Genomic DNA, 20,625 nt, shown 5'->3' with positions numbered 1-20,625 from the left:
AGCCCTATGGAAAGAACCCCCGTTCGCTTTTACACCGAAGAGGAACTGGACATCCTCGAGGAAAGCGATCCCGTCGCCGCGGCCAAGATCGCCCACGCCCAGGCGATGGCACAGCGCCTGATCGGCCGCAAGCGCGAATTTGCTCCCAACGATCCCCTGCCGGACCCGCAAGCAGTGGAAGAAGCGGTCGCTGCGGTGCGGCGCATTCTCAACCGCGATGGCGGCGATATCGAGCTGGTGGAAATTGCCGGGCGTGACGTGCGGGTGCGCATGAAAGGAGCCTGTGCCGGTTGCCCCAACGCCGTCATCGACCTGCAACAGGTGGTGGAGAAGATTGTCGGGGCGGTCCCCGGGGTCGCCAGCGTGAGTAACACCTTTTGACAGCGAAGGCGGTCCCTAAAATCGGCTTTGTCAGCCTTGGTTGTCCGAAAGCAACGGTGGACAGCGAGCGCATCCTTACCCAATTGCGTGCCGAGGGCTATCAGATGGTCGGCGACTATGCCGGCGCCGATCTCGTGGTGGTCAACACCTGCGGCTTTATCGACGCGGCGGTGGAGGAGTCCCTGGAGGCGATTGCTGAGGCCCTGCAGGAGAATGGCCGGGTGGTCGTCACCGGCTGTCTGGGGGCAAAGGACCAGGGCGAATTCGTGCGCAAGGTCCATCCCAGGGTGCTGGCGGTCACCGGGCCGCAGGAGAACAGCGCAGTGCTGGAGGCGATCCACGAAGCGCTGCCGCCGGCCCACGATCCTTTCGATGACTTGGTGCCACCCCAGGGGCTGCGCCTCACCCCGCCCCATTATGCTTATCTGAAGATCTCCGAGGGCTGCAATCAGTCCTGCAGCTTCTGCATCATTCCCAGCATGCGCGGCAAACTCGTCAGTCGTGATCCCGATGCCATCCTGCGGGAGGCGGAGGCCCTGGTGGCGGGTGGAGTGCAGGAGTTGCTGGTGATCTCCCAGGACACCGGCGCCTATGGCGTGGACCGCAAATACCGCACGGCCTTTCACCAGGGGCGCCCGCTCAAGACCCGGATCACGGAGCTCTGTGCCGCTCTCGGTGAACTGGGGGCCTGGGTACGGCTGCACTACGTCTATCCCTATCCGCACATCGACGAGCTGCTCCCCCTCATGGCATCGGGCAAGATCCTTCCTTACCTGGATGTGCCCCTGCAGCATGGTAGCCCGCGCATCCTCAAGGCCATGCGGCGGCCGGCGGCGGCCGAGCGTACCCTGGAGCGGATTCAGGGCTGGCGCGCCGCTGTGCCGGACTTGACTATCCGCAGTACCTTCATTGTCGGATTTCCCGGCGAGACGGAAACAGAGTTTGCGGAACTGCTCGATTTTCTGCGCGCTGCGCAACTCGACCGGGTTGGCTGCTTTGCCTATTCCCCGGTGGAGGGCGCTGCTGCGAATGCCTTGCCGGATTCCGTTCCCGAGTCCGTGCGTGAGGAACGTCGCGCCCGCTTCATGGCGGTACAACAGGAGATCAGCGCTGCCCGTCTGCGCCAGCAGGTGGGCCAGCTGCGCGAAGTGCTCATCGACGCGACCCGACCCGACGGCAGCGCCGTGGCCCGCAGTCATGCCGACGCCCCGGAAATCGACGGCGTGGTGCATCTACAGAACGCCCAGGGGCGACGGGTGGGGGAGCGCCTGCAGGTGCGCATCTGCGCTGCCGATGAATATGACCTGTTTGCCGTCATCGATTGAGCTCGAGTTGAGAGGCGTTGCAAGAACGATTCTCATTTAATACAATCGCACGCAGAGGGATTTGACTGGGAGCGATCATGGAGCAAAGGGAGTATACGCAGGAACTGCGAACCTTGGGACAACTGTCGCGGGGGGCGCGCGGCATCATCCACGCCGTTCGTGGTACCAGCAACGAGGGCAAGCGCTTGCTGGTGATGGGTCTGCGTCCCGGCACGGCTTTTACCCTGCTGTTGGGACCAGACCGTCGCGGCGTGGTACTTGATAGCGCCGGCACCCGCATTGCCCTGGGCCGTGAGTGGCTGGAGCAGGTCCAGGTCCGCCCCCTGTCGTCCTCCGGGGAGGGCTGATCCATGGCCAGGCACTGTCAAGCAAGCGCCGGCACCAGGCGCGCAGAGGGCCTGCCGCGCATTGCTCTGGTTGGCAATCCCAATTGTGGCAAGACGACCATTTACAATCTGCTCACGGGCACCCATCAGACGGTGGGCAACTGGCCCGGGGTCACCGTCGAGCGCCGCTCTGGCAGCGCGCGCCTGGGGGACGAGAAGATCGAAGTGATCGATCTGCCGGGTATTTACAGCCTGCTGGGTGGAGGTGGCGAGGATCAGGCGGTTGCGCGCCACTTTCTGCGCGACGAGGAGGTCGAGCTCATTGTCCAGGTCCTCGATGCCAGTACCCTGGAGCGACAACTCCTGCTCACCGCCGAGCTGGTGGAGCTGCAGCGGCCTTTGCTCCTCATTCTGAACATGGTGGACGAGGCCGAGGATCGTGGTCAGCGGGTGGACCCCCAGGCCCTGTCGCTGCAGCTTGGGGTGCCGGTGGTCCCCATGGTGGCGCGCAAGGGCAAGGGCCTGCGCGAGCTGCGCATGGCCTTGCGCAGCGCGTTGCGTAGCCCGTCTCTGCCGCAGCGGCCGGCCTGGCCTGCCGATCTGGAAGCTGCCCTGCACGACTTTGCCGCCCAGATTGACGGAGCGCGCGGCCGCTTTCTCGCCTGGCAGTACCTGGAACTGCCCGAGAACACACCGCAGGCGCTGCTTGCCGCGCGCGCCGCAGCGGCGCAGCATCTGCAGGCAGACAGTGCCGAGGATCTTGCCGATCTGTTGCCTGCCGCGCGTTTCACCTGGGCTGCGCAGCTTGCTGCGCAGGTGATCGCGTCCGGTGGCAAGGCGGGCTGGCGTCAGCACCTGACCCGTCATCTCGATCGCTGGATCCTGCATGACTGGCTCGGCGTGCCGATTTTTCTTGCGGTACTGTATCTGGTTTTTGTGGTCAGCTTCAGCGGTGGCAATGTCTTCCTGGACTTCTTCGATCAGGCTTCTGCTGCCCTGCTGATGCATGGTTTCGGTCACCTGCTGCTTCTCTCCGGCGCCCCGGACTGGATCGTGAGCTCCCTGGCCGGCGGTATTGGCGGTGGACTGAATCTGGTGATCAGCTTCATCCCTCCCATCGGACTCACCTTTCTCTTCCTCGCCTTTCTCGAAGATTCCGGCTACATGGCGCGGGCGGCCTATGTGATGGATCGGCTGATGCGCCGGGTGGGGTTGCCCGGCAATGCCTTGGTGCCGATGGTCATCGGCTTTGGTTGCAATGTGCCGGCGATCATGGGAGCACGAATCATCGACGATCCTCGTGGTCGGGTGCTCACGGTGTTGATGCAACCTTTCATGTCCTGCTCGGCCCGGCTGACCATTTACATGGCCTTTGCCGTGGTCTTTTTCCGCGGCAACGGTGGGCAGGTGGTTTTTCTGTTGTATCTGACGGGCATTGTCATGGCCCTGTTCACCGCCTGGCTGCTGGGAAAAACCGCGCTACGGGGAGAGGCCCGACCCTTCGTCATGGAACTGCCGCCCTATCGTTTGCCCAGCCTGCGCAGCGTAGTGCTGCAGGCCTGGCAGCGCCTGCGCATCTTTATCCTGCGCGTCGGTAAGGTGATTGCCGCCATCGGCTTCATCCTCTTCCTCTTGCCCGGAATTGGCTGGACCAGTCAGGGCCTGCGCGCCACCGACATCGACCACTCCCTGCTGGCGCAGGGCAGCGAGGCGCTGGTTCCCGTTTTTGCGCCCATGGGCATCGAGCGGGACAACTGGCCCGCCGTTGCTGGACTGGTGGCGGGTGCGGCCGCCAAGGAGGTTGTCATCGGTACCCTCAACGGCATCTATCAGCGGCAGGCGGGTGGGGATCTGATGGCACAGTATCGGCAGGTGGATCTGCTGCAGGAGCTTCGCGACGCCCTGGCCACCATCCCGGAGAATGCCGGCAAGCTGTTCAGCAGCCTGGGAGATCCTTTGGGACTGGGCGATCTGGCCAACCGGGACGCGAGTATCGCCGCCTCGGGAGCGAGTTCTGAGACCCTTGGCTCCCTGGCACAAAGTTTTACACCGCTAACGGCCCTGGCATATCTCCTCTTTGTGCTGCTCTATGTGCCCTGTGCCAGCACCATGGGGGCCCTGCGGCGCGAGGTTGGCTGGGGTTGGATGCTCTTCTCCGTCGGCTATGGTATTGGCATGGCCTGGGCGGTGGCAACGCTGGTCTATCAGTGGGGGACCTATGCCGCCCATCCGCAGGCAACCTGGCTGTGGACCGCCGGTATTGCCGTGGCCCTTGGCATCTTGCTCTTGGCTTTGCGCCGACAAGGGCGGCACCAGCAAAACCAGTTGCGTTTTCAGGAACAGGGATGATGCAGAGCCCCCTTTTTCGGATTCGCGATCTGTTGCGCGACGGGGAAAGCCTGAGCGCCGCAGAGATCGCCCAGCGCCTGGACTTGCCGCAGGATCTGGTGGATGCCGGCCTGCAGCATTGGCAGAGGCGTGGAATGATCACTCGGGTGCAGACCTTGGTGCAAGCCCAAGTCTCAGGCAGCAGCTGTCAGAGTGCTTGCGCCGGCGCCTGCGCCGCTTGTGTGCGACCGCAGCTGCCAGCCTCGGTGGGTACACGCTATCGGTGGCGCGCCAGAGCAACCGCCGCCTGAGAACTGAAAAGAACAGTTGCGGTTGTGGAGGCAACGATCTCCTGCTGCGCGAGTGAGACCGTTCGCGGGATTGTGGCGACTCCGTCTAGATACGGACATATCTGGGTTTGGGGACGGGATCCAGATGGACCCATTTCCATTCTGAGGCTCGAGCAATGCAGAATCCGTCTGTCCAGATGCTCATGGGATGTTCGTACTGATCATACCCAAGTTCCAGATTCTTGGTGGCTCCCCGCCCCAGCCAGGCGGTTACCGGAAAGTATTCATACGAACCAGCGTCGCTGCGATTGTAGGAGGGGGCGTGGGGATCGGGTAAGTACTCGCGCAGGTACTGGAGTATGGTGGGGATTTCGGCACACCATACCCGAGACAGGCCATCCTCCCCCTCAAACCAGCCTGATTGATCCTCTGGGGTGCCGAAGACCAGGCGCTTTTCGCGCAGCAGGCGCTCGATGATGGTGATATAGAGCTCAAAGTGCTCTATATTGCTCATTTCGACGTTGGTGAGAGAATCCCATATATGATGCGTTTGCACTCCCCAACTTGCATCACAAAATTCTTCCCAGCTTTCATAATAGGGTGAACGGAAAAGAAACTCTTCAATCTCCATGGCTAGTTCTGCTCCTGTGGCACTCTCTCAATTTTGATTTCTTTGAATTTGCATAGGGTCTCATCTCCTCTGGGATGTCAATTGTCCAGGCCGGGCCGGATCTGTTGATGGAGCTTCCAAAGTTCCGAAGCTCAATGACATACCCGTCCTCTGTTGGGATCTTGTAAACAATTTTTTCTCCTCTGGAATTCCGGTACTTGTTTTGGGATCCACCTTTGCCGGCTCGGCTTTTGGCAGTTCCTTGGCTCCCGCCAGCTCCAGGGCCATTTTCCTGGCAATTGCCTCGGAGTCCCGCATTTGCTCTCCGGGACGATTCAGGATGCGAAGTACCAACTGATTGTTCTCCTTATAGTGCGCGCAGCATTTGGCGCGCAATAAGATCGAGAACGTTTCCCGGCACCGAGAAACTGGACACGAGGCTCCCTCCCACTCTTTTCTGCGAGTATAATTCTCTATAGAAAAATTTCAATAACATGATTTTATTATTTATTTTTAAAATCTTCTGTAAACTGAAGAGAGGGAGGATGCGATGTCTGGCTATTTACTGGGAAATCTTCTGGGGCGCTTGCTGGTCTCCTGGCTGGTAGTGTTTGTGGTAAGTCTGCTCATGAAAAGGGGGCAACTGAAGATCGCTTTGCGTGCGAGTGTTTGGCCTTGGGGATGGTTGTGGGTGCTCGTCCTGTTTGGCATGGGGCTACTGGGGGCCGTCATTCGCCTAAGGCAGGGAGGCTGAAGATGAGCCTCGTATCCACCTGGTGGGAGCGGTAGCTATAGCGGTTGTGGATCACCCTTGCCTGAGAACTGAAAAGAACAATTGCGGTCATAGAGGTATACCGACAAGTGAAGGAATATTCTCATGCCGCAATGTCTGTCTTCTGCTTCGCCCAAGGGTGTCTTGGGTTTTGTCGCCGTATTGTCTGCTTCCCTGCTTCTTGGCGCCTGTGCGCAACAGGTTTCTCCTACCAGTCATGCGCAGCTGGAGCCCAGTAGTGCGGTCCCCAGTTCGAGTGCCAATACCCAGGCGCTGAACCAGGCCGAGGAACGGGAGAAAAACCTGAATTACGGTCCCCTCGGTGGCCAGAACGAAAACCTTTCCAATGCCGAGCTTGCGGCCCTGCCCCGGCACCTGCGCGTGCATTTTGCTCAGAACAGCTTCCATGTGAGTGCCCGTGCCCGCCATATCACCGCCGAGAATGCGCGTTTTCTGCTGCGCTTCCCGAACCTGCATGTGCGCCTGGAGGGGAACTGCTCACAACCAGGCACGCAGGAATACAATCTCGCCCTTGGGGAATGGCGTGCCCATGCCATCAAGGAGTTGCTGGAGGCGGATGGTGTCCCCGCCAGTCGCATCAGCACGGTTTCCTTCGGCAAGGATAATCTCCTTTGTAATCAGAACACTGCTGCCTGCTGGCAGAAAAACCAGCGGGTCGATTTCGTCTATCACGCCGTGACTGGCGGAGAATGAAGCCGCCCGGCCGACCCTTTCGTCAATTGCCTCGCTCGCGGCCCCTTTGGCTTGCGGGCGTCTTTGTGCTTGGCTTTCTGGCGGTGCTTGGCCGCGATATCCAGGTGCAGTATCTGCAGACCGGCCAACTGCGCGCGCAGGGACAGATGCGGTATCTGCACAATCAGCGTCTGCCCGCGCAACGCGGGGTGATTTTTGGGGACAACGGCTTGCCGCTGGCGGTCAACACCGCGGCCAGCACCATCTGGGGCGATCCCAAGGTCCTCGGCAAACACCAGGATCAATGGCCGCAACTGGCCCAGGCATTGCACCTCTCCGTAATCGAACTCGGCCAGCGTCTGGCCAGCGGTGGTGCCGATTTTGCCTACTTGGCACGGCAACGACCACCGAGCGTGGGCAAAGCGGTGCGCGCTTTGGGAATCCCGGGGGTTGGGGTACTGCCGAGTTCGCGCAGCTATTTTCCTCTGGGTGCGGCGACGACCCCGCTGATTGGATTGGTAGATCAGGCCCATCAGGGGGCGACGGGCATGGAACTGAGCTATAACCAGTGGTTGGACGCGCATCCCGGCTCCGAGGAAGCTCTGTACGATGGTCATGGGCAGATCGTGCAGGTGCTCAAGGTAGCGCGACTTTCGCATCCGGGGCACGCCATTCACCTGACCATCAACCCACAGATGCAGTATTGGGCCTATATGGCCCTGTTGCGCTCCCTGCATCAATTTCATGCGAGGGTCGGCTCGGCAGTGCTGATGAATGTGCACACCGGCGCCATCCTTGCGATGGTCAGCGCGCCGAGCTGCAACCCCAATCAGAAGGGTTCCTGTACGGCGCCTGCAGATTACGTCAACAATGCCGTACATCAGGCCTTTGAGCCCGGCTCGGTGATGAAGCCCTTTGCCATTGCCGCGGCCTTGGCGAGTCACAGTGTTTCTCCTAGCCAGAAGTTCAATGTGTATCACCCGCTTTGGGTAGGAGGCTACCCCATCACCGATGATGTGCGCCATCATATCCTCAACATCGAGCATATTCTCAAGTATTCCAGCTGTATCGGCACTGCCAAGATTGCCCTGCTGACCCCCAAACGTACGCTATACAATATGTACCAGGCCGTCGGCTTTGGTCGGGAGCCGCCTCTGGGCCTGCCGGGAGAGACGGCGGGTGTTTTGCCCCCCTGGCAGTCGTGGGGCGTTGCCCGGCATGCGACGATTTCCATTGGCTATGGCGTCTCGGTGACGACGCTGCAGTTGGCAGCGGCCTATGCCAGCATTGCCAATGGCGGCTGGTATGTGCGCCCGCATCTGTTTGCCGGGGAAAAAAGCCAGCGCCATCGGGTGATGCCTGCCTGGGTGGCCAATGATCTGCGGCGCTGGCTGCAGTCGGTGGCGCGCCCCGGCGGTACGGGCATTCTGGCGGCGATTCCCGGCTACGCGGTGGCGGGGAAGACCGGGACCTCGAATATGGCCAATGGCAAGGATGGTTTCTACCATCACCGCACCAATGCCACCTTCGTCGGTTTTGCGCCGGGCCCGCGTCCGGACCTGGTGATGGCGGTGAACCTGCGCGGCAGTCACTATTCCTGGAATTTTGGTGGGATCGAAGCGGCGCCGGTGTTCCGTTACACCATGCGGCGCGCCCTGCGCACCCTCGATGTTGCGCCGCGCTGCAACATCGGCGGCAAGTTCCTCGACATTCGTGTGCCTGCCGGTTCCGACCTGCACGAGCTAGCGCTCAAGTATCACAGCACCAGTCGTTATCTGGAGCAGATCAACCATCTGCCGAGCCCGCAGGCCTTGCAGGCCGGGGCCTTTTTCCAGGTGCCCATGCCACTGGGGGAGAAAGACTTTTGTCGGGTACAAACGCCGGCGGTCAGTCGTGCCCAGGCCGAAATCTGGAGCGAAGGCGGCGGCTGAGCGAATGCTTCGCGGAGCAACGGAAAGGTACTTGCTGTGGGCAACGGTGGCGACGGTTTCGGATCCTCCGCGGGAGCATAGGCGAGGGTAGCGCGCAATGGTACCCTTGGCAACGTGCGAAAGATTGGGGGCTTCCGGGGTGAAATCGACAGAGGTAGAAGAAATCCGCATCCTGCGGCCAGACGACTGGCATCTGCATCTACGGGATGGGGCCATGTTGCGCAGCGTATTACCCGACACTGCCGCGCGTTTTGGTCGCGCCATCGTCATGCCCAATCTAAACCCCCCGATCACCACGGTTGCGGCTGCCGCAGCCTATCGCCAGCGGATTCTGGCGGCCTTGCCAGAGGGGATGCGCTTCACGCCGCTGATGACCCTGTACCTGACCGAGGCGACACCGGTTGCAGAGATACGGGCAGCGAAGGAAAGCGGCTTGGTGCACGCGGTCAAATACTATCCGGCGGGAGCGACCACCAATTCGGAAAATGGCGTGCGCGATCTGCGCCAGGTGCTTCCCGTCCTTGCCGCGATGGAGGAGCTGGATTTGCCCTTGCTAATGCATGGCGAAGTGACGGACCCGGCGGTGGATGTGTTCGATCGGGAGGCGGTATTCATTGATCGCCATCTGGCGCCCCTGCGTCGCGATTTCCCGGAACTGCGCATGGTGCTGGAGCACGTCACTACCAGCACTGCGGTGGATTTTGTGCAAGCTGCGGGGCCGCGCACCGCCGCCACCATCACCGCGCACCATTTGCTGCTCAATCGCAATGCCCTGTTCCAGGGCGGGATTCGCCCCCATCATTACTGTCTGCCTGTCCTCAAGCGGGAGCAGCACCGGCAGGCACTGATAGCCGCCGCCACCAGTGGGAGTCCTCAGTTTTTTCTCGGTACCGACAGCGCCCCGCATCCGCGCTCAGCCAAGGAGTCGAGCTGCGGTTGCGCCGGTATCTACACCGCACATGCGGCCATCGAGCTCTATGCCGAGGCCTTCGCCCAGGCCAATGCCCTGGACCGGCTGGAGGATTTTGCCAGTCGCCATGGCCCGGCCTTCTACGGACTGCCCTGTAATCCTGAGCAGGTAACGTTGCGTCGGGAAACATGGCCGGTGCCAGAGCGTTTGGGTTGCGGAGACGAGACGGTCGTACCGCTGCGGGCGGGTGAGCAGGTTTTCTGGCGTCTGCTGCCATTCTGAGGTTTTTGCATGCTCTATATCGAACCCCAAGCCGGACCGGCTCCTTTAGTGCAGATCGTTGATCAGGCCAAACACCAAGTGGATGTGGGTGTCTATTACCTTAGCGATCGCAAGTTGCTGGACGCTCTGACGGCTGCCGCGCTTCGTGGCGTGCAGGTGCGGGTGATCATCGATAGCAAGCCCTACCATATGCGGCCCTGGCAGGTACATAAGGAAGAGCGGGAGATTCGCGCTACGGGTGCCGAACTGCACTGGGCTCCCTATCGTTTTACCAGCCACGGCGACCAATACGCCTTTTATCACGCGAAATATCTCTGTAATGATACCGAGTGTGAGATCGGCACGGCCAATTTCAGCTGGTCCGCATTTCACCACAACCGGGAGTATCTCTGGGTGACGCACGATCCGGTGCTGGTCCGCGCCGTGCATGCGGTCTTTGCGGCGGATTGGGAGCAACGGCGCGCGCCAGCCTTCACCCATCGCGATCTCGTCCTATCGCCGGGAACGTCGGTGCAGCAGTTGCTGGAGATTATCCAGCAGCCCGGGCCTCTGGATGTCGAGAGTGAGGAGCTGGGTAAATATTCTCCCGTTCTTGATGCCCTGGCGGCGAAGGGTGCGGATCTGCGTCTGATTTTGCCCGCCACGCTCAGCGCTGAGGATCGGGAAAATGTCGCTTTTCTCCGTGCACATGCTTGCCAGGTGCGTTTCTTGCCCGAAAAACCCGTATATCTTCATGCAAAGATGATGGTCGGCGCACGATTGGCCTTCGTTGGTTCGGAAAATGTCTCGGAAACCAGCCTGCAGAAGAACCGTGAGATGGGGGTAGTGCTGCGCGATGAGGCATTATCCGTGCTACGCGCCCAGTTTGTTGCAGACTGGGCGCAGGCCAGTACCGAGATGCCCAAAGGCGGCAGCGCTTAGTCGAGGGGGCAGTCCTCTTCCGGGCTGAGCAGATCGGCAAGGGTTTCGCGGCGTCGAATACAGCGACTTTCCGCTCCCTGTACCAAGACTTCCGGAGCGCGTGGGCGCGTATTGTACTGGCTGCTCATGGCAAAGCCGTAGGCGCCGGCACCGAGGATGGCGAGGTTCTCCCCGACGGGGACGGCAGGGAGAGAACGGTTCTTGGCGAAGAAATCACCACTCTCGCAGACCGGCCCCACCACATCGCATTCCTGCAGCGGCGCTGCGCTTTGTCGCAGCGGCAGGATCTCGTGCCAGGCACCGTAGAGGCTGGGGCGCAACAGGTCGTTCATGGCCGCATCGACCACGCAGAAATGCTTGCCCTCGTTCTCTTTCCAGTATTCGACACGGGTGAGCAGGGTCCCGGCATTGCCGACCAAGGCGCGCCCTAACTCCACCACTCGATGGACCTCCAGACCGGCAAGGGCATCATCGAGAATGGCGGCATAGTCGGCTGGGCTCGGGGGTACTTCGTCGTGGTAGCGGATACCGACTCCGCCGCCCAAATCGATATGCGCCAGCTCTATGCCGTGGCGGCGCAGGCGTTCGTACAGATCCCGCAGACGCCGGGCAGCGGCACCCAGGGGTTGCAGATCGATGAGCTGGGAGCCGATGTGAGCCGCTACACCAATGAACTCGATACTTGGCCACTCTGCCGCGCGCCGGTAGAGATCTTCGGCAGCGGCGATGGGAATGCCGAACTTGCTCTCCTTCAGGCCGGTGGCGATGTACTGGTGGGTGCCGGCGTCGACATCCGGATTAACGCGCAGGGCAACCGGTGCCCGTCCGCCCATCTCGGTCGCCACTTCGGCAATGCGCTCGAGCTCGGCGGCAGATTCCACATTCAGGCAGAAAATCCCTGCATCCAGGGCGGCGCGAATCTCCTCGCGACTTTTTCCTACCCCGGAAAAGACGATCTTTTTTGGATCGCCGCCGGCCCGCAGCACCCGCGCCAGTTCCCCGCCGGAGACGATATCGAAGCCCGCACCCCATTGTGCCAGAAGGCGCAATAGATGCAGGTTACTGTTGGCTTTTACCGCGTAGCAGGTCAGGGTCTGCGCGCCCAGCGCATGCGCGAAGGCGTGGTAACGCTCGCGCAGATGCAGTTCGGAGTAGACATAGCAGGGCGTGCCATAGCGCGCCACGATTTCGTGCAGCGGGCAGTCATCCACGTACAGCTGCCCGTTTTGATAATGAAAGGGGTGCATCAGTGGCTACTCGTTGGGGCGCTGACGGGGGTGGGGGCCTTGGGAAGGGTGAGCGGCGTTTTGCGTCCGCAACCGGCCAAGGCCAGACTGCCAAGCAAGAGCAGCAGGACCCAGGGGCGTAATGGCGTCATGCACCTTCTCCCGCCAATCGCTGCCGAGCGCGGGCAATGGCGGCGCGCACCTGTTCGGGCGCGGTGCCGCCGAGGTGCTTGCGCGCTGCGACCGATCCTTCCAGGGTGAGCACCTGGAAGACGTCATCGGCGATTGCTGGTGACAGGGCCTGCAGTTCGGCCAGTGGCAAGGCTTCCAGGCCGATACCGCGCTCCTGCGCCAGGCGGACGGCGCGACCGACCACCGCATGGGCATCGCGGAAGGGCACCCCTTTGCGTACCAGGTAGTCGGCGAGATCGGTGGCGGTGGCAAAGCCCTTTTCCGCTTCTGCCCGCATCCGCGCCGGACGGGTCTGCAGGCCGGGCAGCATGCGGGTCAGGAGCTGGAGGCTGGCCTCGATTTCGTCCAGCGCGGTGAAGAAAATACTCTTGTCTTCTTGATTGTCGCGGTTGTAGGCGAGGGCCTGCCCTTTCATGAGGACGAGCAACGCCGTGAGTTGCCCCATGACCTTGCCACTCTTGCCGCGGATGAGTTCAGCCACATCGGGGTTTTTCTTTTGCGGCATGATGCTTGAGCCGGTACAGAAGGCGTCCGGCAGGTCGATGAAGGCGAGGGCCGCCGACATCCAATAGATCAGCTCTTCTGCCAGACGCGACAGATGCATCGCGATGAGGGAGAGGGCCGCCAGGGTCTCGAGCAGAAAATCGCGATCGGAAACGGCGTCGAGACTGTTTTCCGCGACATGATCGAAGCCGAGTTCGCGCGCCACATCCCAGCGGTCAATGGGGAAGGTGGTCCCGGCCAGGGCCGCAGCGCCGAGGGGCAAGACGTTGACCCGCTTGCGGGCATCGCGCAAACGCTCGGCATCGCGGCGGAACATCTCGACATAGGCCATACAGTGGTGGCCGAAGGTGACGGGCTGGGCCACCTGTAAATGGGTGAGGCCAGGCAGGATGGTGTCGACTTCGCGCTCGGCAAGATCCACGAAGACCCCCTGCAGCGCGCGCAGAAGAGCGAGCAGGTGGTCGATGGCGCCGCGGGTGTACAGACGCATGTCGGTAGCCACCTGGTCGTTGCGCGAGCGGCCGGTGTGCAGTTTTTTGCCGGTATCGCCAATGAGCGCAATCAGACGGCTCTCGATGTGCATGTGGATGTCTTCGAGGCTGTCCGAATAGGCGAATTGACCGTCGGCAATCTCTTGGCCGATTCTCTGCAGCCCGCTGCAGATCGTCTCCACCTCGGCCGCTGTCAGCACGCCCACCCGCCCCAGCATGCGCGCGTGCGCCATCGAGCCGCGAATATCCTCGGCATAGAGGCGTCGATCCACGGCAATGGACGAGGTAAAACGCTCGACCAGAGAATCGGTACCGGCGGTAAAGCGCCCGCCCCACATTTTTTCACTCATCACAGACCTCCTCGCTTGCCGCGACTATACCCAAAGCGCTCGTGACGGACCAGGTCGACGACATCCCTGCCCCATAGCTTGGTCTACATCGGCACCGTCACCGAGTGCCCCGTTGCGCCACCTTGGAACCGGAGCGAGAAGTTCTTCTTCGTTAACGAGTTAGGCACTTCGAACATGATCAGCATCTTTTTTGTGATGCCTGGGTTGAGGTCAGCCAGTAGCGGGAAAGCGTGCCTCAGATAAATGGTGTTGGATGACGCCTCGTACTTCGAGCCATCTGGGCCGAATACCGTGACCTCCGAAGTCTCAAGGCTTATGGGACTCCTTTGGAGATTCTTCACTGCAATCTCAATGATCAAAAAATGCGCACCCGTCGGCGCGGTGAACGTCTGATCAACATTGTTCATGTACACAGAGTGAAGCACGCTCATTCCTAGCACCGCGAACTTTACGCGGCTCACCTCCAAGGCTGGCCAGGATGTCCCATCGACCATAAGCGTGGTCCCTTTGGCGGGAGATGCGTGGGCGGCTTCCTGGCTTGGTGCGGCCGCGCTCTGAGACGGGGTATGATGGTGAGAAGCTGAGTTGCCTTGGACCGCCAGCCAGGTAATCCCGATCGTGGCAAGAATTACAAATACCCCCAGTTTGAGAGTCTTTACTAAGCAGCCATCGGGCTGCTTTTTGTTTTGCGCTGGCTGCACCTTGGGCTCTTCTGCCCACCCTCCCTCCGGCCTCTTCAGGCCGCAGTGCGGGCACGCCTCGGCGGCGCTGGAAACGTTTCCCCGGCACTCTGGGCATGTAGTAAGCATGTTAGCGCGTCCTTTTCCGCAGAAGCTCCCCCACTAATTAGGCCATCGGCACCGTGGATGCAACTTATAACCTCTGCTCATAGCCAGTTCTCCGATGCCGCAGCACGACCTGGCTGTACTGAAGTCCGGGCCGTTATGTCACCTATAGTCAACGAGTTCTCCATTCGCATTCATAGCCGGCTTGGGTTCCAGCTCTTGGCCGGTAATGGCAATGTCAATGGTTACCCGATATGCTTAGATGGTGATGGTCCTGGCCATCATCACGTCCTCTTCTCCCGGCAACTCACAGAGGTCGCATGAAATGCAGGTGCCCAACCAATCATCCCACCGGACCTGCGCGAAAAGCCGCGCAGGCTGGTGAATTCAGACGTTAGCCCACAGAAAGGAATCTTCACTTGAGTGACTACAAAAAACTGTTCCAAGAAGTATCCGAATTCCTTACGGAAAAGGGCTACGGGATATTGGTAGAACAGGTGCGCGATGAACTCGCAACGGGACGATTGTCAGAAGAGAAGATTCAAACCCTAAAGGAAGTGGAAGGACGTTCGATTGGCCTCTTAAGTGAAACCGAGTTCAAGAGAAGTCAATCCGCCGACTTTGTTCGACGGCAAGACTACTCTGACGCCGAATCCGTGGTGCTGCTTCTTGAAGCATCAAAGCGCGCCATCATTGACGGCACGGCGATGGCTTCGCAAATCAAAGGTGCTCTTGAAAACTTGCAGATTCAAGGCCTTACTTTTGCCTCAGAAGAAGATGAAAAAGACAGTTATGAGCTGCCGATGGATAACATCCCAAACTTGGCTGAGGCCAATAGGCGAGTATCAGAAATTGAAGAACTAATACGTCAAATACGGAACCAATAATGATAAGCGCAATTTCTTCTGTTCTGGGCGCTGCCATTTCCTCAGCCCCTGTTGCTGCTTCAGCTTTGCCAGACGTATTCGAAGCCTATGTTCTAACCCTTCTAATCCGCGCAGCCCGAGACGAAGGGGCCTCGGTGAGTTTCAAGGATCGCGCTGGCAATCCTGCAACTTCACTCACACTTCGAACGACTCCGGGATACATATACTCCACAGCGAAGAATTACACTCACGGCCTAATCGAATTCAATGGCAGACCCGCTCTTGAGGCTCACACAGGTATTAAAGTCGCAGGGAAATCCGGTGTCCTCCACGAATTCGATGTAGCCCTTCTTGATCGCGCCGAAGCAGAGAACTGCAGACTCAATTCGGTTTCTCCGCGCTCTTCACGCATCTTGGTCGGTATCGAATGTAAGTTCTACACGTCTGCGTTGCAGTTGCATCTTGCTCGCGGCTTTGTTGGCTTGGTCGCGGATATATCGACAAAAAGCCCATTTTTTGTATCGAACACATCATCAACAAGCGTGGATAAGTTGCTCAGCCACAGAGTTAAAAATGGATGGGAAAGGGATATCTCCCCCACGTGCAAGAACTCTGAAGTTGAGAGGTTGGTGCATGCATTCCGTAACTCATTTAAGAACTACAAGGCGCAGTAGGCTATCCACCGGACCTGTGCGAAAAGCCGCACAGGCCGGTGAATTCAGACGTTAGGCATCAGCACACAAAGTAAGGAAGGGGACAATTTATGCAACAAGCTAGCAGCGTCGAAATAACAGCGCGAGCACTTCAGTTGTTAAGCGCTATATCTACACCCGTGTCGGTTGAAGATTTCATTCGCCTTGAACTTACAGGCGACCCAACTGCTGACATCTTTCTATCAAAAATTTCGCGAATGATGCTTGAGCAGCTCAGGAGCGATGGAATGATAATTTCTGATGACTTGACGGCCCCCAGTCCACAAATTTACGGGCTTACTCCTCAAGGAATTAAAATGCATCAATTTTTTCTCACACTTACGAATGCCTAACCCTACGGTCAAGTTCGCCCTTCGGGCTGGGACTGCGCTAAAGCGCAGCCCCTTACCTCCACGTTAGAACTCAGCCATGAGCTACAGCCCAGAAGATGCAGCATGGGACGAAGCTTACGAGAGCATGTCTCGTGAGCTGTATCCCGAACACAAAGAACAAGCGATCTCCGAATTCACCAGCGAACGCCTGCGCTCTTACTATGTTGCACATCCGGAAGTTCTCGTGCCAGCTGCCCGAGCGTTCAAAGAAGCGAAGATGCTTCACGCGAATGGACAACACAGTGCCGCATTGGTATTCGCCGCATCGGCTACCGAGTTGTTTCTCAAGTCATCCTTGCTCAGACCGGTCGTCTACGGGCTCGTCCATAACGAATCTCTAGCTGAACTTGTGGTTGCGGCCGCGCTCTCGCAAACTGGATTTATGCGATATGAAAAACTTCTTGCGAAATTGTTTGTAGAACTGGCAGGCGTTGAACTGACCACGCTACGTCGACAACCAGAAGCAAAGCCATTACTTCGAGAGGCAGCTGATATTCAGGAGCTCAGAAACGCTGTAATTCATCAAGGCCAAGCAATTACCCTTGAGCAAGCACAGCACGGAATAGACGTTTCTACAGAAGTTTTCAACCAAATGCTCGCCGCCGTACTGAGCAACCTCGGACTTTCACTTGAGAAAGGCGGGCGTCTTGTCACCAAAGAGTTCTAACCCGGCGCTCAACCCCGTTCGCTTCGCTCTCTGGACGCTGCGCGATAAAGCCGCGCAGCGCCGGTTAGCTCTACGTTAGGCCCCAACTGGATGCATTCGCATGACCATAAAGATCATTGACTGCCACATCCAAGGCTGCGGCACTGGCATCAGTGCACCGAAGGATGCGCCGCTTGAAGTGAGCGGCACAACCATTATTGATTGCCGCAAAGCGATCGAACTCCGCGACCAACCTTCGTTTCTGAGCGCACTGGGGTTGTCCGCTGACACTCCACCTGCGGTCCTGCGAGAGGTCTTTGAGTTCTTGTCTCAAAGCGGTTCTGACCTGCAGGCCATTCATGGCAAAGCGGAATCTTCTGGCTTGTTCCGGTGGCTTTCGGCCGGAGCGGATGCATCCACGTTGGTTGGCGCTTTGGTAAGCGTCGCCCAGTCCGGGCTCGTGCAAAGCATGCTCGCGATGTTGCCTCGGTAGGGGCCTAACAATTCATTCAAGCCGAAGCCGCTTCGCGGCACGGCTTAATTCAGGCGTTGGGCATCACAGGAACAGTCGCGATGAGTAACTTCACCACTATCGCTCCGAAGTATTAGCAGACAGCCACGCTTCAGAAATCCGCGAGCGAGCGTCTGTTCGAGATGTTGCAAATTTCACGAACCGATGATGTTCTGGATCTCGGCTGTGGAACAGGCCACCTCACACAAACTATCCGTTCGAAAACCGATGGAATCGTTGTCGGCACTAATCCGACCGATGAAATGATTGCCGAGGCGACACACCATTACGGCAAGAATATCGAGTTTTATGTCGGATTCGCAGAAACGCTCGATATGCCTTCGCGCTTTGACGTAATCTTTTGCAATTCCGCATTTCAGTGGTTTCGCGACCCATCTCGCGCCGTCCTAAATTGCCACAATGCTCTGCGGCCCTCCGGGCGTATCGCCATACAAGCACCGGCACAAGCAAACTACTGCCCGAATTTCGTGCTCGCCACGGATTTCCTGAAACATGATCGCGAGACACAGGACGTGTTCAGCCGTTTTCGCTCTCCTTGCAGGTGAGAGTCCTGTGGCCAAGTATACGCAGAGCCGAAGGCAAGGAGAAGGGCAAGGGTGTCGTCGCGAGGCGGGGTCTGGAGGAAGCCCAATCCGAAGCTGCGGGGCGATGAACAAAAACCGGATATGAGGCGTGATGCATCCGGGGCGAGCGGGCACGTGACCGCGAAGCCCTCCATCTGCGAATGGGGTGCATTTTGTAAATCCGGCGTCTATGCAGTGAAGGTAACGTGTCTTATCCCGGGAGATCTCCCCAGTGCTTCGGAAGCTCGAAGCTGGGCGTTTGGAAACGAACGCTGAATACTGTGGAGAAGTCAGCAGAGGGCATAGTAAGCGGCGCCCCCGCCGAAGGCCCGAACGATGAAAGACGAAGGACCATGATGGAGAGAGACGGGAACGCATCTGACCACCTGCCAAGGCAGGCTGCGGGCATACCGCAGGATGAACTCGTCGCTGGACCGTCAGGACAACCGGGGTCGATTCACCCCCAAGCGTTGCTGGCCCAGGTGTTGGAACGGGCCAATCTGCAACGCGCATTGAAGCAAATGCGCCAGAACAAAGGCGCGCCCGGCATTGACGGCATGAGCGTCGATGAATTGCCGGGCTACCTTCGCCACCACTGGCCGGGAATTCGCGCGCAATTGGAGGCGGGGCAGTACCGCCCGCAACCGGTCAAGCGCGTGGACATCCCGAAAGCGGACGGCAAGACCCGGTCGCTGGGCATCCCTACGGTGTTGGACCGCTTCATCCAGCAAGCCATTGCGCAAGTTATATCGGCCCAATGGGAACCGCATTTTCATTGCCACAGCTACGGATTCCGCCCTGAACGTTCGGCCCATCAGGCCGTGCGCGAAGTACAGGGGACAATCCGCGCAGGTTACGGCTGGGTGGTGGACATGGACTTGCAAGCCTTCTTTGAGCGGGTCAACCATGACCGGCTGATGGCGCGACTGAATAGCCGTTGCCTTGATACCGGCCTGCTGCGCCTGGTCAATCGCTTCCTGAAGGCGGGCGTGAGCGTCGGTGGACACATCGAGCCGACGACGATGGGCGCGCCGCAAGGCGGCCCACTCTCGCCAGTACTGGCCAATGTGGTGTTGGATGAACTGGATTGGGAACTGGACCGGCGTGGCCACCGCTTCGCCCGTTATGCCGACGACTGCAATATTCTGGTCCGAAGCAAACGTGCGGGAGAGCGGGTGATGGGCAGCGTGACACGCTACGTCAGCGACACACTGAGGCTCACAGTGAATCCGCTGAAAAGCGCGGTGGACAGGCCCAAGAACCGCAAGTTTCTGGGCTTCACGGTCAGCCGCAACGGAGCTAGGCTGAAGGTAGCCGACAAGGCTATCACAAAGCTGAAGGACCGGGTGCGGGAACTGACCCGTCGTCCGCGAGGCAACAACATTGGCGTTATCGTGGCAGAGCTGAGGAAAGCCCTGCTTGGTTGGAAAGCGTACTTCGGCATCGCCGAGGTGCTGAGCCCTCTGCGCGATATCGACAAGTGGGTACGACGCAAGCTACGCTGCTACGTCTGGAAACAATGGGGATCGGCCGGTTACCGGCAACTGCGCAAGCGTGGCGTGTCTGTGCGCGAAGCGTGGAACACCAGTAAGTCGGCGCATGGGCCGTGGCGGCAGTCGAAGACACCGGCGCTGACCATTGGCCTTCTTCAAGAACCTGGGAGTGCCGAGCCTTGCGGCCCGGTAAGAATGCAATTCATCGAACCGCCGGATACGTGATCCGTACGTCCGGTGGTGTGGGAGGGGGGAGCCGTGAGGCTTCCTCCTATCCTGATTGGCCTTCCTGTGACGCTCGCATAGCCACTTGACAAACGTACGTAATGGCGTACCATCAAGACTTCTTTGAAGGAGCGTGAAATGAATACACTTACCGCCAGCGAAGCTCGCGCAAATCTGTACCGACTCATTGATCAAACAGTAGAGTCTCATGAGCCAATCATCATTTCTGGAAAACGCAGCAGTGCCGTGTTGCTTTCTGCGGAAGACTGGAGCGCAATTCAAGAAACCTTGTATCTACTGGCCGTACCCGGCATGCGCGAGTCCATCAAGGCTGGTATGGCCGAACCCCTTGCAAAAAGCTCGAAGGCGCTTAAGTGGTGAGTTGGGAAGTTGTTTATGCCAAGCAAGCAATGAAGGACGCAAAGAAGCTTGCTGCAAGTGGCCTTAAAGCAAAGGCACAAGAACTGCTCGAGGTTCTTGCCAACGACCCATTTCAAAATCCACCACCCTTCGAGAAGTTGGTCGGTGATCTTGCCGGCGCATACTCTCGCCGCATCAATATTCAGCACCGCATAGTTTATGAAGTCTTTACCAAAGAGAAAACGGTTCGTGTCCTGCGTATGTGGACACACTATGAGTGAGCAGAGGCCCAACCAATCCATCAACACGGACTGGCGCGATAAGGCCGCGCCAGCCGGTTATGTCAGACGTTGGGAGTCACAAGTGGAATCGGATCGTTACAAGCGCGGTTGGGAAAACCTCAAGGAAATCGATGGTCACGCTGGCGAATTGAAGTCACAAACTACCGCCAAGAGCGCCATGACAATTGGTAATCTGAGAGCTATAACCCGGCAGTCGAGCGGACCGGCGCATAAAGCCGCCCAGCGCCGGTGACCTCC

Annotated in this window: 25 protein-coding genes; 20 read left to right on the top strand and 5 right to left on the bottom strand. The window is 59.1% G+C overall.

The window, feature by feature from the left end:
* The first annotated feature begins 6 nt into the window (after nucleotides 1–6).
* The 5 genes from MQE22_RS12685 (at nucleotide 7) to MQE22_RS12665 (ending at nucleotide 4,671) form a co-directional block, all read left to right on the top strand.
* On the top strand, nucleotides 7–381 hold the full coding sequence (locus MQE22_RS12685; protein ID WP_255789774.1) for a NifU family protein: 375 nt from the start codon (nucleotides 7–9) through the stop codon (nucleotides 379–381).
* Nucleotides 378–1,706 carry a 30S ribosomal protein S12 methylthiotransferase RimO gene (rimO, locus tag MQE22_RS12680; RefSeq protein ID WP_255789773.1) on the top strand — a complete coding sequence of 443 codons (1,329 nt, stop codon included), beginning with the start codon at nucleotides 378–380 and terminating at the stop codon, nucleotides 1,704–1,706. The genes MQE22_RS12685 and rimO overlap by 4 nt, the downstream gene beginning before the upstream one ends.
* Before the next feature lie 77 nt (nucleotides 1,707–1,783).
* Nucleotides 1,784–2,053 (top strand): FeoA family protein, encoded by a 270-nt coding sequence (locus MQE22_RS12675; RefSeq protein WP_255789772.1) that lies wholly within the window; start codon nucleotides 1,784–1,786, stop codon nucleotides 2,051–2,053.
* A 3-nt stretch (nucleotides 2,054–2,056) separates the two neighbouring features.
* Complete coding sequence (gene feoB / locus MQE22_RS12670) at nucleotides 2,057–4,381, top strand: Fe(2+) transporter permease subunit FeoB (protein ID WP_255789771.1); 2,325 nt, start codon at nucleotides 2,057–2,059, stop codon at nucleotides 4,379–4,381.
* A complete protein-coding gene (locus MQE22_RS12665; RefSeq protein ID WP_255789770.1) occupies nucleotides 4,378–4,671 on the top strand; it encodes a FeoC-like transcriptional regulator in 294 nt (97 codons plus the stop codon). The genes feoB and MQE22_RS12665 overlap by 4 nt, the downstream gene beginning before the upstream one ends.
* 85 nt (nucleotides 4,672–4,756) lie before the next feature.
* On the opposite strand, the gene MQE22_RS12660 is transcribed toward MQE22_RS12665, so the two are convergent.
* Nucleotides 4,757–5,281 carry a hypothetical protein gene (locus MQE22_RS12660; RefSeq protein ID WP_255789769.1) on the bottom strand — a complete coding sequence of 175 codons (525 nt, stop codon included), beginning with the start codon at nucleotides 5,279–5,281 and terminating at the stop codon, nucleotides 4,757–4,759.
* A gap of 529 nt (nucleotides 5,282–5,810) precedes the next feature.
* Here MQE22_RS12660 and MQE22_RS12655 point away from each other — a divergent pair.
* The 5 genes from MQE22_RS12655 to MQE22_RS12635 all read left to right on the top strand — a co-directional run bounded on the left by MQE22_RS12655 (nucleotide 5,811) and on the right by MQE22_RS12635 (nucleotide 10,769).
* The gene (locus tag MQE22_RS12655) at nucleotides 5,811–6,014 is read left to right on the top strand and encodes a hypothetical protein (RefSeq protein WP_255789768.1); all 204 of its coding nucleotides are present in this window, start codon (nucleotides 5,811–5,813) and stop codon (nucleotides 6,012–6,014) included.
* A gap of 123 nt (nucleotides 6,015–6,137) precedes the next feature.
* Nucleotides 6,138–6,746, top strand: a complete 609-nt coding sequence (locus tag MQE22_RS12650; RefSeq protein WP_255789767.1) for an OmpA family protein — start codon at nucleotides 6,138–6,140, stop codon at nucleotides 6,744–6,746.
* Complete coding sequence (locus tag MQE22_RS12645; protein WP_255789766.1) at nucleotides 6,743–8,656, top strand: peptidoglycan D,D-transpeptidase FtsI family protein; 1,914 nt, start codon at nucleotides 6,743–6,745, stop codon at nucleotides 8,654–8,656. The genes MQE22_RS12650 and MQE22_RS12645 overlap by 4 nt, the downstream gene beginning before the upstream one ends.
* A 139-nt stretch (nucleotides 8,657–8,795) precedes the next feature.
* Nucleotides 8,796–9,848, top strand: a complete 1,053-nt coding sequence (gene pyrC / locus MQE22_RS12640; RefSeq protein WP_255789765.1) for a dihydroorotase — start codon at nucleotides 8,796–8,798, stop codon at nucleotides 9,846–9,848.
* A 9-nt stretch (nucleotides 9,849–9,857) separates the two neighbouring features.
* Entirely contained in the window at nucleotides 9,858–10,769 is a 912-nt protein-coding gene (locus MQE22_RS12635; protein WP_215871042.1) for a phospholipase D-like domain-containing protein, read from the top strand.
* Here MQE22_RS12635 and lysA read toward each other — a convergent pair.
* From lysA to MQE22_RS12615, 4 genes are all read right to left on the bottom strand, one after another.
* On the bottom strand, nucleotides 10,766–12,016 hold the full coding sequence (lysA, locus tag MQE22_RS12630) for a diaminopimelate decarboxylase (protein ID WP_215871041.1): 1,251 nt from the start codon (nucleotides 12,014–12,016) through the stop codon (nucleotides 10,766–10,768). The genes MQE22_RS12635 and lysA overlap by 4 nt on opposite strands.
* The gene (gene lptM / locus MQE22_RS12625) at nucleotides 12,016–12,147 is read right to left on the bottom strand and encodes an LPS translocon maturation chaperone LptM (protein ID WP_215871040.1); all 132 of its coding nucleotides are present in this window, start codon (nucleotides 12,145–12,147) and stop codon (nucleotides 12,016–12,018) included. Before lptM ends, lysA begins: the two co-directional genes overlap by 1 nt.
* The gene (argH, locus tag MQE22_RS12620) at nucleotides 12,144–13,532 is read right to left on the bottom strand and encodes an argininosuccinate lyase (protein WP_215871039.1); all 1,389 of its coding nucleotides are present in this window, start codon (nucleotides 13,530–13,532) and stop codon (nucleotides 12,144–12,146) included. Before argH ends, lptM begins: the two co-directional genes overlap by 4 nt.
* 83 nt (nucleotides 13,533–13,615) lie before the next feature.
* Nucleotides 13,616–14,233 (bottom strand): DUF4352 domain-containing protein, encoded by a 618-nt coding sequence (locus MQE22_RS12615; protein WP_215871038.1) that lies wholly within the window; start codon nucleotides 14,231–14,233, stop codon nucleotides 13,616–13,618.
* A gap of 503 nt (nucleotides 14,234–14,736) precedes the next feature.
* Here MQE22_RS12615 and MQE22_RS12610 point away from each other — a divergent pair.
* The 10 genes from MQE22_RS12610 (at nucleotide 14,737) to MQE22_RS12565 (ending at nucleotide 20,620) form a co-directional block, all read left to right on the top strand.
* Nucleotides 14,737–15,204, top strand: a complete 468-nt coding sequence (locus tag MQE22_RS12610) for a hypothetical protein (RefSeq protein WP_215885414.1) — start codon at nucleotides 14,737–14,739, stop codon at nucleotides 15,202–15,204.
* Nucleotides 15,204–15,857, top strand: a complete 654-nt coding sequence (locus MQE22_RS12605; protein WP_215872081.1) for a hypothetical protein — start codon at nucleotides 15,204–15,206, stop codon at nucleotides 15,855–15,857. The genes MQE22_RS12610 and MQE22_RS12605 overlap by 1 nt, the downstream gene beginning before the upstream one ends.
* An 89-nt stretch (nucleotides 15,858–15,946) precedes the next feature.
* A complete protein-coding gene (locus tag MQE22_RS12600; protein ID WP_215872080.1) occupies nucleotides 15,947–16,228 on the top strand; it encodes a hypothetical protein in 282 nt (93 codons plus the stop codon).
* 76 nt (nucleotides 16,229–16,304) lie between these two features.
* On the top strand, nucleotides 16,305–16,934 hold the full coding sequence (locus tag MQE22_RS12595) for a hypothetical protein (RefSeq protein WP_215872079.1): 630 nt from the start codon (nucleotides 16,305–16,307) through the stop codon (nucleotides 16,932–16,934).
* A 100-nt stretch (nucleotides 16,935–17,034) separates the two neighbouring features.
* Nucleotides 17,035–17,406, top strand: a complete 372-nt coding sequence (locus tag MQE22_RS12590) for a hypothetical protein (protein WP_215872078.1) — start codon at nucleotides 17,035–17,037, stop codon at nucleotides 17,404–17,406.
* Between the two features lie 152 nt (nucleotides 17,407–17,558).
* Nucleotides 17,559–17,990, top strand: coding sequence for a class I SAM-dependent methyltransferase (locus MQE22_RS12585; protein ID WP_226827737.1), 432 nt, complete (start codon nucleotides 17,559–17,561; stop codon nucleotides 17,988–17,990).
* A 371-nt stretch (nucleotides 17,991–18,361) separates the two neighbouring features.
* Nucleotides 18,362–19,726, top strand: a complete 1,365-nt coding sequence (ltrA, locus tag MQE22_RS12580) for a group II intron reverse transcriptase/maturase (protein WP_226827711.1) — start codon at nucleotides 18,362–18,364, stop codon at nucleotides 19,724–19,726.
* Between the two features lie 138 nt (nucleotides 19,727–19,864).
* Nucleotides 19,865–20,107: a type II toxin-antitoxin system Phd/YefM family antitoxin gene (locus MQE22_RS12575; RefSeq protein WP_215872077.1), complete on the top strand. Its 243-nt coding sequence runs from the start codon at nucleotides 19,865–19,867 to the stop codon at nucleotides 20,105–20,107.
* The gene (locus MQE22_RS12570) at nucleotides 20,104–20,367 is read left to right on the top strand and encodes a Txe/YoeB family addiction module toxin (RefSeq protein WP_215872076.1); all 264 of its coding nucleotides are present in this window, start codon (nucleotides 20,104–20,106) and stop codon (nucleotides 20,365–20,367) included. Before MQE22_RS12575 ends, MQE22_RS12570 begins: the two co-directional genes overlap by 4 nt.
* The gene (locus tag MQE22_RS12565; protein WP_226827707.1) at nucleotides 20,360–20,620 is read left to right on the top strand and encodes a hypothetical protein; all 261 of its coding nucleotides are present in this window, start codon (nucleotides 20,360–20,362) and stop codon (nucleotides 20,618–20,620) included. The genes MQE22_RS12570 and MQE22_RS12565 overlap by 8 nt, the downstream gene beginning before the upstream one ends.
* Nucleotides 20,621–20,625: the final 5 nt, after the last annotated feature.

It is taken from the genome of Acidithiobacillus sp. YTS05, from assembly GCF_024396695.1.
In the GTDB taxonomy this organism is placed as follows: domain Bacteria; phylum Pseudomonadota; class Gammaproteobacteria; order Acidithiobacillales; family Acidithiobacillaceae; genus Igneacidithiobacillus; species Igneacidithiobacillus copahuensis.
Note: the sequence above shows the minus strand (reverse complement) of the source record. Positions and strands in the feature narration are given on the sequence as shown.

Excerpts from the sequence above, each read along its gene's own strand:
- MQE22_RS12685 (WP_255789774.1), top strand. The coding sequence starts at position 7 with ATGGAAAGAACCCCCGTTCGCTTTTACACCGAAGAGGAACTGGACATC.
- MQE22_RS12675 (WP_255789772.1), top strand. The coding sequence starts at position 1,784 with ATGGAGCAAAGGGAGTATACGCAGGAACTGCGAACCTTGGGACAACTG.
- feoB (WP_255789771.1), top strand. The coding sequence starts at position 2,057 with ATGGCCAGGCACTGTCAAGCAAGCGCCGGCACCAGGCGCGCAGAGGGC.
- MQE22_RS12665 (WP_255789770.1), top strand. The coding sequence starts at position 4,378 with ATGATGCAGAGCCCCCTTTTTCGGATTCGCGATCTGTTGCGCGACGGG.
- MQE22_RS12660 (WP_255789769.1), bottom strand. The coding sequence starts at position 5,281 with ATGGAGATTGAAGAGTTTCTTTTCCGTTCACCCTATTATGAAAGCTGG.
- MQE22_RS12655 (WP_255789768.1), top strand. The coding sequence starts at position 5,811 with ATGTCTGGCTATTTACTGGGAAATCTTCTGGGGCGCTTGCTGGTCTCC.
- MQE22_RS12650 (WP_255789767.1), top strand. The coding sequence starts at position 6,138 with ATGCCGCAATGTCTGTCTTCTGCTTCGCCCAAGGGTGTCTTGGGTTTT.
- MQE22_RS12645 (WP_255789766.1), top strand. The coding sequence starts at position 6,743 with ATGAAGCCGCCCGGCCGACCCTTTCGTCAATTGCCTCGCTCGCGGCCC.
- MQE22_RS12635 (WP_215871042.1), top strand. The coding sequence starts at position 9,858 with ATGCTCTATATCGAACCCCAAGCCGGACCGGCTCCTTTAGTGCAGATC.
- lysA (WP_215871041.1), bottom strand. The coding sequence starts at position 12,016 with ATGCACCCCTTTCATTATCAAAACGGGCAGCTGTACGTGGATGACTGC.
- lptM (WP_215871040.1), bottom strand. The coding sequence starts at position 12,147 with ATGACGCCATTACGCCCCTGGGTCCTGCTGCTCTTGCTTGGCAGTCTG.
- argH (WP_215871039.1), bottom strand. The coding sequence starts at position 13,532 with ATGAGTGAAAAAATGTGGGGCGGGCGCTTTACCGCCGGTACCGATTCT.
- MQE22_RS12605 (WP_215872081.1), top strand. The coding sequence starts at position 15,204 with ATGATAAGCGCAATTTCTTCTGTTCTGGGCGCTGCCATTTCCTCAGCC.
- MQE22_RS12600 (WP_215872080.1), top strand. The coding sequence starts at position 15,947 with ATGCAACAAGCTAGCAGCGTCGAAATAACAGCGCGAGCACTTCAGTTG.
- MQE22_RS12595 (WP_215872079.1), top strand. The coding sequence starts at position 16,305 with ATGAGCTACAGCCCAGAAGATGCAGCATGGGACGAAGCTTACGAGAGC.
- MQE22_RS12590 (WP_215872078.1), top strand. The coding sequence starts at position 17,035 with ATGACCATAAAGATCATTGACTGCCACATCCAAGGCTGCGGCACTGGC.
- ltrA (WP_226827711.1), top strand. The coding sequence starts at position 18,362 with ATGATGGAGAGAGACGGGAACGCATCTGACCACCTGCCAAGGCAGGCT.
- MQE22_RS12575 (WP_215872077.1), top strand. The coding sequence starts at position 19,865 with ATGAATACACTTACCGCCAGCGAAGCTCGCGCAAATCTGTACCGACTC.
- MQE22_RS12565 (WP_226827707.1), top strand. The coding sequence starts at position 20,360 with ATGAGTGAGCAGAGGCCCAACCAATCCATCAACACGGACTGGCGCGAT.